The organism is Paludicola sp. MB14-C6 (genome assembly GCF_030908625.1).
Classification (GTDB): domain Bacteria; phylum Bacillota; class Clostridia; order Oscillospirales; family Ruminococcaceae; genus Paludihabitans.
In genome coordinates, this window is record NZ_CP133133.1 from 398,081 (window position 1) to 411,573 (window position 13,493).

Consider the following 13,493-nt stretch of genomic DNA (forward strand, 5'->3'; position numbering starts at 1 on the left):
GTTAATCCTGTTTTTGCTTTCGAATGATTGATCCTGTTTTAACAGTTTGATCACATTTAATTTTAACTTTCATCAATGGATGACAAGCTGCTTCCATTGGCTCACCTTTATCATCATATAGTTCTTCAATTTTAAAATCAAAAGGTTTATCTCCCGGCTGTAATACTTCAGTTTGGTCATTTAGCCAAAACTTATTTTTTTGTGTACAGTATAAATACCCATCCTTTGATTCATCAACAATAGCAATTACATCATAATCACGAGTATATCCACCATTTTCATAATACTGAGTTGGTGTATCATAATAAAATCCGGTTGAATATTTTCTATGGCTTACTTTTTGAACTTCTTCTATTAACCAATCTTGTATTTTAAAATTTTCTGGATCATTCATATATTGATCAACTGCGATTTTATATGCATTTGTAATAACTGAAACATAATAAGATGATTTTGCTCGACCTTCAATTTTCAAGCTTGTTACACCTGCTTTGATTAAATCATCAATATGTTGAATCATACATAAATCTTTTGCATTTAAAATGTGAGATCCTTTTTCATCCTCGAAAATAGGATAATATTCATTCGGACGTTTTTCTTCTACTAAATAATATCCCCAACGGCAAGGTTGCGCACATTCACCACGATTCGCATCACGATTTGTCAAATAATTTGAGATAAGGCAACGACCTGAAAACGACATGCACATTGCACCATGTACAAACACTTCAATATCACAATCATCGGGAAGATGTCTGCGTATTTCAGCTATCTCTTGCATAGAAAGCTCTCGTGCTAATACAACGCGTTTTGCACCCATTTCATAAAAGCTTAAAGCTGTTTGATAATTAACGATGCCTGCTTGAGTTGAAATATGAATTTCCATATCTGGTGTATGTTTTTTTATTAAAGATAGTACCCCAATATCAGAAGCAATAACAGCATCCACGTTAATGGATTGTAAAAACTCCAAGTACGTAGGCAATACATCTATCTCATCATTTCTTGGTAGTGTATTCACCGTAACATAAACTTTAACGTTATTCTCGTGTGCATATTTTACAGCTTGTTCTAGTTGTTCATTATCAAAATTTGTTTGAGATGCTCGCATTCCAAATTCTTTACCTGCCAAAAATACTGCATCTGCACCAAATTGAACCGCAGCAATCAGCCTTTCAAAATCTCCAACCGGTGCTAACACCTCAGGTCTTTTTATGTTTGCCATATTATGATGTTTTTCCTTTCGATTATACAATTATCTTAATCCTGCCTTATAAATATTACGTTCATGCTCTTTTAAGGTTTTTGCATAATAAAATTCTTTTGTTTTTAAATTTGTACAGAAGAAATAATAATCTGTTTTTTCCGGATTTAAAGTTGCTTCTATTGCATCTAAGCCAGGATTACATATAGGTCCAGGAGGTAATCCGGCAGCTTCGTATGTGTTATATGCATCAATAACATCTTTGTTTAATACATCCATTTGGACTTTTAACTCATTTGCATAATCTCTTGTTGGGCAAGCTTGTAAATTTGGATATACGCCTTTATTGCTCAAACGATTATGATAAACAGATGCAACCTTTTGCATTTCAGAAGTTTTACCAGCTTCCTTTTGAACAATTGATGCGATTGTCATTGCTTGTTCAAATGTATATCCCATCTGTTTCATTTTATCACGCATTTCTTGCGTAACACGCTTATTAAACTCACCTAGCATCTTTTTAGCAACATTTTGAGGATTATCGTTTTTATAAAACTTATAGGTTTCTGGGAATACATATCCTTCATATTTATGATATCGTAGCGTATTTTTCGTAAATTCTTTTTCAAATTCAAACCCATAACTATTTTTATTTAACGCAGAAATAAAATCAGACGATTTGCATACTTCTTTTTCTTGTAGTCGCTTAGCAATTTGATAGATAGTGAACCCTTCCGGAATTGTAACTTGAACCTCTTCTTTCGTAGCTGAATATTTTGCTAAATTATCAATGATATTTTGATAAGACATATTAGAATTTAATTCATAACGGCCATAATTCATACTTCCCGTTTGCTTGGAAAGTTTATAATATACTTTAAAAAAGAAAGATGAGTTAATAACACCGGTATCTTCTAGAATATCAGCTATTCCAATTACTCCCGCCTTTTCAGGAATATCTATTGTAATGGATCGATCTTGTTTACCCATTCCATATATATCTTGCGCAGCAAAAATAATTGTAATAGACAGCAACACAGCAATTCCTATAATAATTAAAGCTGACATAACTTTTACAAAAGTGTTACTTTTGAATTTAGGTTTGCTTATTTCTTCTTTACTATAATCAGGAATATCATTAAGCTCTTCATCTAATTTTAATGAAAAAGATTCTTTTTTCTTAATAATGTCTTTTAACTCTTGCGTATCATTATTACTTTGATTACTATCTTTTTCTTGTTGAGGTTCCTGTCCATTTTTTTGTTCTTCACTCATATTGAAGCTCCTTGTCCTACAAAATTTTGTCTAGCAACTATTTAGTCGTTAAAATATATTTGGGTGTGACAATGAAATTAGCTGCTACGTCAAACCTACCACGTGGCAATTTATTTGCAATACAGTTATTATAACATACCGCTATCTTTTTGCCATCATAATTATTTAAAAATCGGTCATAATATCCTTTTCCAAAACCGATTCGATAGCCCTCTCTATCAAAAGCAAAACCTGGCAGAATACATATTGAATCCTTATAATCCATCAGCTTTTCGCTTTTTTTAATATTCGGCTCCATTAAAGAAAATGTGGATTTCTCTAAATCATCAAGCGAGTTAATAATATAAAACTCCATATTTCCAATAAGGTTTGTGCATTTTGGTACCGCAACTCTTTTATGATCTTCAATTGCTTTGTTAATTAACTGAATTGTATCTACTTCTAAATTTGTAGATACAAAAGTAATAATTGTTTTTGCATCCTTATAATGATCAGTGTTAATCAATCTATTGAAAATTTGCTGATCGTAACATTGTTTTTGTTCAGCAGACATGTCTTCTCTTAGTTTTCGATATTTTGAACGCAATTCATTTTTAATTAATCGGATATCTGCCATGAACCTACGCCTTTCTCTATGTTCGCTTTATTTTTCTTGCCATAAAACAGAATCTTTTACCTTTTGTGCTCTTGCTTTGCTTAATAATTTTTCTATAAGAGCAAAAGCAAACTCATTTGCAACGCCTGCACCTCTAGCGGTAATAATATTATGATCAACAACTACAGGTTCGTTCAAAACAGTAGCTCCAATAAGTTCATCTTCAAATCCAATGTAACAAGAAGCCTTTTTACCATTTAGAATACCTTTATGTCCTAAAATAGAAGGTGCTGCACAAATTGCTGCAATCACTATATTATTTACAATACAATAATTAATTATAGCTTGTACTTTTTCTGATTTTTCTAAATTGATCGTTCCAGGCATACCGCCGGGTAGTATGATCATTTCTAATTCTTCTAAATTCAACTCTTCTAAAGAAAGATCAGCAATTGTTGTTATACCATGAGATCCTGTTACCATTTTCCCTGTTACTCCAACTGTCTTTACATCTAATTCTTCACATCGCCTTAAATAATCAAGCGGTGTAAAAGCTTCGACTTCTTCAAAACCTTGAGCTAAAAATACTGCAACCATATTTATTCTCCTTCAAAATAGTCAAGCATTAAATTCATATAAGGATTTTTTGCTTTTACATATATGTCATCTATTTCTGGACTTAAAGACTTATACATTCCAAATGGAAGTATTTCATCAATTACGCCCTTTTGCCCTCTTACTTTTACAAAAGTTACTTTGAATTTTTGCACAAGAACATTCATTGCTTTCGTTAAATCATCTTTATCAAGTGAAGTCTCTTTTACTACAAAGCAATCCTTTTCTTGATAGCCAACAATATATCCAACTGTTTTTGTAGTTGTAACTTTTAATATGTGAATTCCTGTATGAACGAACTCCTCAAATCGATATTCCTGTAATTCATTATCAAATTCAACAAATGAATTTAATTGATGAACAAACTTCTTTCTAAGTGTTGTAAATTCAATTTTATTACAGTTTTCAATCATAATTTCGCTTGAATTTGGAGTTCCTAAAGGCATATATTTTTTTTGTGTAACATAGAATGTTGTTTTATAACCAATTTTCTCATACATATGATATAAAGACTTCGTTTGTGGAACCAAACATAAATATTTTATCCCTTTACTAGTTGAGACTTCAACTGCCTTTTGTTCCATCAACTTCATAATTCCCATACCACGATAGTCAGGTTTTGTTGCAACTGCATAAATATAAGCACCCATATATTCTTTTTCAGAGATTTTAAGTGAAGTTGGCAATAGAAACATCATTGCAACAGGCTTATAGTCATAATAAGCAACTAATGCGTGTTCCGGATTAAAACATCTTTCAAAAAAGAAATCAATATAACTCATATCATCGCCAAAACATGTTTGCCAGATTTTTTTCATAGCTAACACATTATGTGGCTGAGGATGCTTTACTTCAATACTCATTTTAATCTAACTCCATATTTTGTCAACAATATAGATGGATAATATGACAATTTGGCTTTTCTTAGCCCTTCTACGCCTAAATCTTCTTCACGATTAACATATTTATAACTGCTTTCCATATTAGTCACAAATTCTTGATTAATGGTTGGGTATGCGCCTTGAATATCTGAAAATGCTTTTTCTATATGAACAACAACAGTTTTGTCATTTAATTTTTCGGCAATAGTATAAGCTACAACTTTACCATCAACACGCAATAATCCACCGAAAAAATTCAACTCCTTAAAGTATTCAAAGCTTCTTCTAACTGCACATGATTCAGCTTTTTTACTTTCATCTTGACCACAATCATTTAAGATACACCATTGACGACTCATATCCATACAATCTTTTATATTCTGTTCAGTAATTGGTTCAAAGCACCAATTATTATCTTTAAATCTTCGAATATGATTTCTTTTTCCATGATATTTTTTACCCGTTAAGTTAATTAAATCCTCAGTAGTATAGATATAGTCTGCATGGTCTCTATTTTCTTCAAAAATAAACTTACCGGGATACAATGTTTCTAATTCAGCTCTACACTCTTCTTGTAAGCTGTGCATATGAAACTCATAATTATTCTTGTTACAATAATCTAGCAATTCATCAATAACGAGCTTCACATCACCTTTTCCTGCCGGATATAAAAATGATACGCCTCCATCTTCAAAAACCGCAGCCACATAAAAGCCATGTACATTTGCCACTTCAACATGATATGTGTTTTTCCAAATGAAATTATTTCCAAACGTATACTCACAAGACATAAAGTCACATTGTTGTACAATTGGATCAATCCATTTTTTATCTTCTAGTGTTATATTTTTAAATTCTATATTTGACATTCTCAATACTCCTCAAACATACCTTCTGTCATTTCCTTTTTTATATAGTATACCACAGATATGTACTATCCATCTATACTTGGACTATTAACGATTATTAAATGAGTTATGAATTTAAATTTATTTTCTTTTTTCAGCGTTTTCATGTAGAGTGGTATAAAATTCTCTCATTTCAGTTATTTTGCCGCAAGACATTTTACCCTCAGGACAAGCTTTTTTATAGCAATTCGGTCCGGCAGCAGAAAATAGAGTCGGCGCAACTTCACATACTAAACGAAGCATTTCATCAGCAACAGCTTTTATTTCCCACTGTGCACGATTGCAACAACGATGTTGAAAAAAGTTTAATAAGCTTCTTGCATTCATTGTAACAATCATTTGTGTATCACAAGCATTTGGTAAAACAAAACGTGCATCTTCTATGGCCTTTTTTTCTGCTTTTTGTTTAGCTTCTTTCTCTGCTTGTCCTTCTTTTAAGAAGGTTTCATAATGTTTCTTAGAGAGTATTTCAGTTAATTTACGATAAGTCTCAATATCAGCATCCATAGCGTTTAAGAACAATTCTTTCGCCGTTTCATCTGCTTCTATTTCTGGTGGAATAACAAACGCAAATTTATCTTCTTTAACATAACGTTGGCTTTGTACGCTATATGAGGCTATACGATGTCTTGTTATTTGAGCTAAAAATGCCCTTGAAACGCCTTCAATTCCAAAAGTAAAGCTAACGTGCTCAATGGGACTTTCATGGCCTATTGTAGAAAGCATTTGAACAAAGTTCTCGGCTTTTTCGTCCGTTAGTCCATCATATAAATCACCTATTGTTGTATTGGCGTAACAAAGTTTTGCTGCGCACGCTATTGTTTTTTCCGGATTGGGTGTATGAGAGAGTAATGTGACTTTCATATTTTCATTCCTTTCAGAATTTATAATTACTTTATCTTTAACTTCTTAGCGAAAAGGGGCGATTGCCCCTTTCACGCTATATAAGTAAGTATTTATTTTTTATTCCATCTATTGATTTTTAAGTAAAGTGTTTCTTTCTATTCAGTTTTGTTATTCATCTAATCTTCGCCACAGCTGCATTCGCCTAATTTTGGAGGGAAGAATTCATTTACAGGGAATTTAATTTTCTTAAAGATTTCGCAAGGATCATCATTCGTAGCAACACATTCTTTGTTTGGAATGCAGAAATCATATGCTGGTACCATCATTTGAATACTTCTTTGTAATTGTACAATTGAGAATAAACCGATACTAATATAAACCACTTTAATTGGATTATATGTGTTAAATTCATCATCGAATAAATCTTCAACTTCTTTTGGACAGTTAAAAGTAACTTGTTTTAGGCAATTAGGTGCATCGCATAAATTACAAGCTAAACAAATTGGATTAACAACAGAAACACTTGCTCTAGGAGCATTTTCATCGCAGCAGCTAAAGCCACAGGTAGAACCATTCGTTGTTACAACATCTGAAGTAAATGTATTTACGCTTCCTTCGCTACCGTATAGAATAACTTTTTTACAAAATACACTTATACCTTCAACAGCATCCGGACAAGTTTGACCTGCTCTCATGCAGTCTAGTTTTACTAAGAAGTAAAACTTCATATCAACTGAATAAAATCCTTTGTTAAATGGTACTGGTTCAACGGCCATTTGAACTGTATATACTTTTACACATCTTACTTTAACGCCAATTGCTTGATCAATAATAGCTTGGTTTATTGGTGTGAAATAAACTTGTAGGTCTTCCAAGCAATCCTTATCAGAGCATTGCACAAGTTGGAAGTACTGTCTTACTTAATACTATTAGATTATATCATAAAGTAGACAATATTACTACAGTATTTCCGTGTAAGTTAATTTTTTCTTAATAAGCAAAATCTCTTTATTATAAAATAAAAGATGACAGAGTGCTACTCTATCACCTTTTATATGCAAATAAATAACTATTTAAAATAAATCAACTTAAATTCAATTCAACAAATAGCTTCTCTAATTGCTTGAATGAAGTATTTTCATGTAACTGCATAGAAGGAATAAATAGATACTGCCATTTTTTATAGTTGTTTGCTTTTCCCCATTCAGATACTATATTACAGTACTTTATGCCACGATTTTTCTTCGCAATAACATTAGGATCATTTATTTTATCTTCGCCCTTGACTTCGACAAGATAAATTGTATCTTCTGTTTCAACAACAAAATCCGGTTCATATTGATGGCCATGATTATATGTAATATTAAATTCTTGTTTAGCAGGACGTAACCAGTTAATTACATCTCCAGTACTTGCATCTCTTTCTAAAATACGTGCCAACAAAAGTTCAGGATTACTGTCAAATTTGGCAGTATTAAATACACCGTATTTAATACCTTCAAACAGTATTGTGCGAATATTTCCAGAGTAACTTTCATATAAGTTTTTTCTCTCAGTAAAAGTATATGTTTGACGCAAATTATAATTTCGGGTAGATATTACTTCTTCTTTTAAGAATCCGTTTTCACAATAAAAATGTTGCATCATCTGAGTATAAATATTATTAGCAATGTCACGCTTATTCATCATAACAACGTTTTTCATACCATTTTCACTGTATAAAGCTTTATAATGGTTGCAAACTTGTGTAATTAGCTTATACAGTAATTGGGAACATTTTTCATAATCAATTTCAGGTTTCATTCTCAATTGTTGCAATATAACATGAGTTGGTGAATAACCGTCAAAATCTATATGGCTTCCTTTTACTCTTTCACGGTCCGACATATCCTCTAAGTTCTGTATTAGTAGGTCATTTGAAATTGGCACATGAGTGAATTGAGTTAAATTGATGTCAAAATCTACAAAACAATATTCCTCTACTCCAGCATCTGTAACTTTGATACGAGGTATAGGTATAAATTTATTCAAAGCGGCACGATGTGTTGTTTCTGTTTTTTCAAGTAACCATGCCGTTAATGGACATTTATTTTGCTTAAATACATCTCCTAAATCTTTATCATCACTTAGCTGACTTACTATTTTTTGTGTAATTTCAGTACGTTGCTCTTTAGTTACGATATGTGTTGAAGTGTTACTAATATATTCAAAGACTTGTTCTGATATCATTTCATTCGCCTTTTTGAATACGAAATCCATATTATCGCATTTTGAAATTCCTGTACGCTCATATGCTTGTTTTAGTTCGTCATCTTTCCCCATATCAAGAGACAGTTGTGTGCAAACCGTAAACTCAGGTTCCATTTCTTCAGCTTTAATTACATTTCCTGCCTTAAAAATAGAATCGCCTTTCTGTGCCTCCTTCAGTATATCTTCAAACTTATCATGTGCGGTAAGCATAACAGCATCTACTTCTTTGTCTCCTGTGCGTTCGCCATATGGTAATCTTAGTCCCCTGCCCACCATTTGTTCACGCAAAATTTTCGATGCAGCAGTTCTCAATGGAACAATAGTATATAGATTATTTACGTCCCAGCCTTCTTTCAGCTTGTTTACGTGAATAACAATTTCTACAGGGTTGTCCGCACTTTCAACCTCAAGTAATAACTTAGTATTGAAATCACTTTCCGCTCCACTTTTCTTGGAATGAATGGTAATAGTTTTATTCGTATAATCACCATTTTTGAACTCTTTGGACTTAATATACTTTTCCACCCAGTTAGCATGATCAGTATTATTACATACTACAAGCATAAACGGTTTTACTACTTTTTTATCTTTATGATTATCAGCGTAAACTTTAAGATGGTTTTTTGCTCTTTCATGGCAAGATATACCATCAAGCAACATCATTTTGTCAAGCTGTTCATCACCAAAATTGTAAAAATCAATATCAGAACGAGTAACCGCAAATGGAGTTCTTGTGTATCCGTCTTCGATGGCCTTTGAAAGTGGATATTCAAAAACAACATTTTTAAAAGGCTCTTGCTTTCCATTCACATTGGCCAAAGGTGTAGCAGTTAATTCCAATCCCATAAGCGGTCTTAATTGATTTAAAGCTTTTGATCCTTGTTCAGCTCTATAATGATGTGACTCATCCATTATTAAAACTAAATCAGGTAAATTAGCAAGTGCCTGATAAAAAGAGTCACCGAGATTTTCATTTATTTTTTTCATCTGAGAGTCTTCTTTATTAAATTTATCAATATTGAACACAAAGATATGTACATCGGAGTCATACATAGAAATTTGTCTATCACGATACTCGTCATCTGCAATTACTTTTGGTGCTTTACTAAAACATCCTAATCCCTTAAAAACATACTTATGGTTGGAAGGATCGCTTAAATCTCTTTTTAATTTGTCATAAACAGTCGTTCCTGGTGCAACAATAAAAAAATTTTTAATACCATGTTGTGTGTATAAATAAGCGATGAAAGCTCCCATTAACCTAGTTTTGCCTACACCTGTTGCTAATGCAAAAGTCAAAGACATGAAATCTCTTTCAAAGTCCGTACATATTGGTGCAATAGTATGTACTGTTTGGAGAACTGCTTCTAAGTCCATAGACTTGTTTAAAGTAATGCCATTTACTATTTTTTCAAGTAGTTTTAATGAGTCTTTTTGCGGCTTTCTTAATGACATAACTCCGCTAATATAGTCGGTGGTATATTGAGAAAATTCAAAATTACTCATTACAAATCTCCTCCTCGTCCTCATATACTGGTGGATTGATTATATTTAATTTGTAGTCATGTTTTCCAAACTCGCATTTTGTCAATAACATTTGAGGTATTTTCTTAACTGTAATATTTGAGTATTGTTTTTCTAAATTTTTATCGAATGAACGGCAGGCAATAATAAGATATTCATTTTCTTCCATTGTGCTTTTAATGGACTCAAGATACGCAATATTTAAATGGCGAGTAGTTACAAACAGATAAGAATTCTCATTACCCACAGATTGTTTCCAAAATAAGTTATTATCAGGCTGAAATTTAAAGTCCTCGTGCAAAGCAACAGCAGATGCCAACATATCTGCACTGTACTCTGTGTTAATTACAGGCTCACCAAACTCATCTTTATTGATAAGAGATGGTGCAAGTTCGTAAAATCTATATCCACCACCACCTTGCCAGTTAACTGATTTAGTTATTCCACCCATATCTTCGCCAGCAATAACTTTATCAAGTCTAACTTTACAATGTGAATATGCATGATTGCCCATTTCAACACCAATCCATCGACGTCTCATCTTATGGGCAACTGCAGCAGTTGTGCCACTTCCTAAAAAGCTATCAAGAACAAGATCCCCTTCTCTTGAACCTAATGTTAATATTCGTTCAATTAATTTTTCTGGCTTTTTACTATTTTTAAAGTTTATGTTTCCTTCATTGTCTAAACCAGTAGTTTTTATATCTGTCCATAAATCACACGGATTATATTCTAAGTATTCATCAGCAAATAATACTTGGATACGAGGTTTACGCATATTGATATCATAATCTCCTCGTATTATGTACATCTTTTTCTTAGATGTAATATGAGGAAAAAAAACATTTTTACAATATTCTTTTCTGGAATCATTTATACTTTGAGTTGTGCCACTCCCCATAGATACAGTTTGAAAGATCCGATAAGCATTTTTATAATTAAAATTTATTTTCTCTTGTGGATTAACTATATTATTTTCCTGGTATAAATTTGATAAAGATGTATATGTAGCCTTATCTAAAATCTTTCTACATTCTAAAACTTCATCTTCACTTCTATCATCTTTAGAAGCTATGGTTTTGATATATTTAAGCTCATCTTCAGTAATTCCAAGTATTACAGACTTATACTCTTTATCCCACTTTTCCTTTGGTATCTTAATTTCGTTTAACTTAATAGAACATTTCTTATATACTAATATAAATTCTTTTAATTTTGGTAACTTCTTTTCTACATGAGCCATTTTTGTTCCTGACGCTTCTGACATTTTAACACAGATACAGTTTACAAAATTATTTCTTCCAAAAATTTCATCCATCATTACTTTTAAGTATGCTTGTTCGTTATCGTCTATTTGAACAAATATTAAGCCATCATCAGCAAGTAATTTTTTTAGAATCTCAAGCCTTGCTTTCATTAATTTAAGCCATATAGAATGCTCTAAGTTATCATCATAGTGCTCAAATGCAGCACCAGTGTTGTATGGAGGATCGATATAAATACATTTAACTTGCCCAGAAAACTTAGACTCTAATGCTTTCAATGCCAGTAAATTATCTCCATGTATTAAAATATTATCAGTTATACCATTTTCGGTATCAACATTATAAGAAAGTTCTGTATTTTCAATTAGTAATCGAGGTTCAACATTTATAGGTTCTTCTTTACCATACCATGTTAATTCAAGCTTTTGGTTATTGTTCATTTTGGGTATCCTCCTGTTGTATTACTCTTCTACAACTACAATTTGGCTTTTCATATGTTATTTACAAACATATGATTGTATTTCATAATAACATTTTCGGTATAATAAATCAATTCTTGTGTAATTTACATCTCTTTTAAATAAACAACAATTTAATTTACATATAAGCATTACTAAGCTCACTCAATTTCAAGCAATCCTTTTAAATGTGTATGACCACCTTGCTTAACAGCTGCATACTTATTTAGTTCATCTAAAGTAATTGATGGGATATCTTTTTTTCTCTCTTTCCACATATCATATGCATCATGAGCTTTTCCATTTGAATTACCTATATAAAATGATAAGGACTCTAAATGATCAGCCACAAGCTGAAAAAAGTCTATTGTCATGTTCTTGTAGTTGATATATTGTATAATATCAAGCAATATCTCCAGTTGAATTTTAATTGATTCAAAACTAGGATTAAAATCTAAAGGATTTATGTTATAAAGCATCACCTCTCTTATAAATTTAGTAAAACTAGTATAAATATAGTTATATTCGGTTGGCAGATTTCCAATAAATTCAATTATTTGAATACGGTCATCTTTATTATCAATAAAATTTGAAAAAATTTTATCCGTTTTCGTATTTAAATAAGACATTTTGCTTTTAACTTTTTCAACTTCATCACTATGCTCCATATTGAATTTGTCTAAACTAGCAAATAATTCTTTAAAGAAAGACTCTATACTTTTTGTTTCATAGATGATAATACCATCCGAATCATAATAAGGTTCTTTTTGGGGAGTTTTTGTATACAAAAGTTGAATAATTGAAGAAGAATTTTCTTCAATTAAATTTGTATATACATTTTTACTCCAATCGACTGCAGAAATAACATTTATATCTCCAAAGGCATAACCAACCATTAGTACCGTAGATTCTTTGAATAAAAATGGTAGCCGTGATTGTCTATAATCATTAGGCCTAAACAAAGAAACATAATCTTCATTTGTAATAATAATACTTTCAGGATTACTTTTAACTCCATGAATATGATACACTGGTGTTAGATTTATTGTTTTTTTAAAACTGTCTTCAGGACATAATGAAAGTGCCGATTCTGGAATCAAAGATTCTATCATAGTATCATAATTTGTTGTTACAACCCAATTAAAGTTTAGCTTTTCAAAATATTTAGAGTACTGTTCCTTAGTCTCTGCACTAGGATATGCAGTAACAAGTTTAGCTATTGTTCTTTTCAGTACTGAAACTGATACCTTAAAATCTTTTTTATTATTAACTGAATATCTTTTACATATTTTTGAAGCAATTTCTGGATATGATCCTTTGTCTTTAAGAATATCTGTTTCGATATCCATTTCTTCACAACACTTTTCAAGTAACTCTTGCCATGAATAGGCTTTATACACTTGGGTATTTTGCAATAATGCTTTAGTTAAACCTGAACCAGCAAACAATCCTAAAGTGCCTTGCATTGAAGCACTGCACAACAATTTAAAGACTTCTTCCTTTTGAATTGGTTTCATTGATTCGCACCACCATTTTTATATTATGTTATTAACCATACATTAAATAATCATAAATTATTTTTTAATTATATATTATATTCCAAAATAAAACAACATATTATACTAAAATTAGTTATAAAACTGCCCTCTACTAAACAGTAGAGGGCAGAATA

11 protein-coding genes are annotated in these 13,493 nt (G+C 31.5%); all 11 read right to left on the reverse strand.

The window, feature by feature from the left end:
- Nucleotide 1: 1 nt before the first annotated feature.
- Nucleotides 2-1,225 carry a peptidase U32 family protein gene (locus RBG61_RS01845; protein WP_307945150.1) on the reverse strand — a complete coding sequence of 408 codons (1,224 nt, stop codon included), beginning with the start codon at nucleotides 1,223-1,225 and terminating at the stop codon, nucleotides 2-4.
- A gap of 30 nt (nucleotides 1,226-1,255) precedes the next feature.
- On the reverse strand, nucleotides 1,256-2,479 hold the full coding sequence (mltG, locus tag RBG61_RS01850) for an endolytic transglycosylase MltG (protein WP_307945153.1): 1,224 nt from the start codon (nucleotides 2,477-2,479) through the stop codon (nucleotides 1,256-1,258).
- 37 nt (nucleotides 2,480-2,516) lie between these two features.
- Nucleotides 2,517-3,095, reverse strand: coding sequence for a 5-formyltetrahydrofolate cyclo-ligase (locus RBG61_RS01855; RefSeq protein ID WP_307945154.1), 579 nt, complete (start codon nucleotides 3,093-3,095; stop codon nucleotides 2,517-2,519).
- A gap of 27 nt (nucleotides 3,096-3,122) precedes the next feature.
- Nucleotides 3,123-3,671 (reverse strand): DJ-1 family glyoxalase III, encoded by a 549-nt coding sequence (locus tag RBG61_RS01860; protein ID WP_307945155.1) that lies wholly within the window; start codon nucleotides 3,669-3,671, stop codon nucleotides 3,123-3,125.
- A 2-nt stretch (nucleotides 3,672-3,673) separates the two neighbouring features.
- Nucleotides 3,674-4,552: a GNAT family N-acetyltransferase gene (locus tag RBG61_RS01865; RefSeq protein ID WP_307945157.1), complete on the reverse strand. Its 879-nt coding sequence runs from the start codon at nucleotides 4,550-4,552 to the stop codon at nucleotides 3,674-3,676.
- Nucleotides 4,549-5,439 carry a DUF2156 domain-containing protein gene (locus RBG61_RS01870; protein WP_307945158.1) on the reverse strand — a complete coding sequence of 297 codons (891 nt, stop codon included), beginning with the start codon at nucleotides 5,437-5,439 and terminating at the stop codon, nucleotides 4,549-4,551. Before RBG61_RS01870 ends, RBG61_RS01865 begins: the two co-directional genes overlap by 4 nt.
- A 120-nt stretch (nucleotides 5,440-5,559) precedes the next feature.
- Nucleotides 5,560-6,342, reverse strand: coding sequence for an FAD-dependent thymidylate synthase (gene thyX, locus RBG61_RS01875; RefSeq protein WP_307945159.1), 783 nt, complete (start codon nucleotides 6,340-6,342; stop codon nucleotides 5,560-5,562).
- Between the two features lie 158 nt (nucleotides 6,343-6,500).
- On the reverse strand, nucleotides 6,501-7,199 hold the full coding sequence (locus tag RBG61_RS01880; protein WP_307945160.1) for a hypothetical protein: 699 nt from the start codon (nucleotides 7,197-7,199) through the stop codon (nucleotides 6,501-6,503).
- A gap of 208 nt (nucleotides 7,200-7,407) precedes the next feature.
- The gene (locus RBG61_RS01885; protein ID WP_307945162.1) at nucleotides 7,408-10,080 is read right to left on the reverse strand and encodes a DEAD/DEAH box helicase; all 2,673 of its coding nucleotides are present in this window, start codon (nucleotides 10,078-10,080) and stop codon (nucleotides 7,408-7,410) included.
- Nucleotides 10,073-11,803, reverse strand: a complete 1,731-nt coding sequence (locus tag RBG61_RS01890; RefSeq protein ID WP_307945165.1) for a site-specific DNA-methyltransferase — start codon at nucleotides 11,801-11,803, stop codon at nucleotides 10,073-10,075. Before RBG61_RS01890 ends, RBG61_RS01885 begins: the two co-directional genes overlap by 8 nt.
- Before the next feature lie 179 nt (nucleotides 11,804-11,982).
- The gene (locus RBG61_RS01895) at nucleotides 11,983-13,338 is read right to left on the reverse strand and encodes an SIR2 family protein (protein ID WP_307945168.1); all 1,356 of its coding nucleotides are present in this window, start codon (nucleotides 13,336-13,338) and stop codon (nucleotides 11,983-11,985) included.
- Between the last annotated feature and the right edge of the window lie 155 nt (nucleotides 13,339-13,493).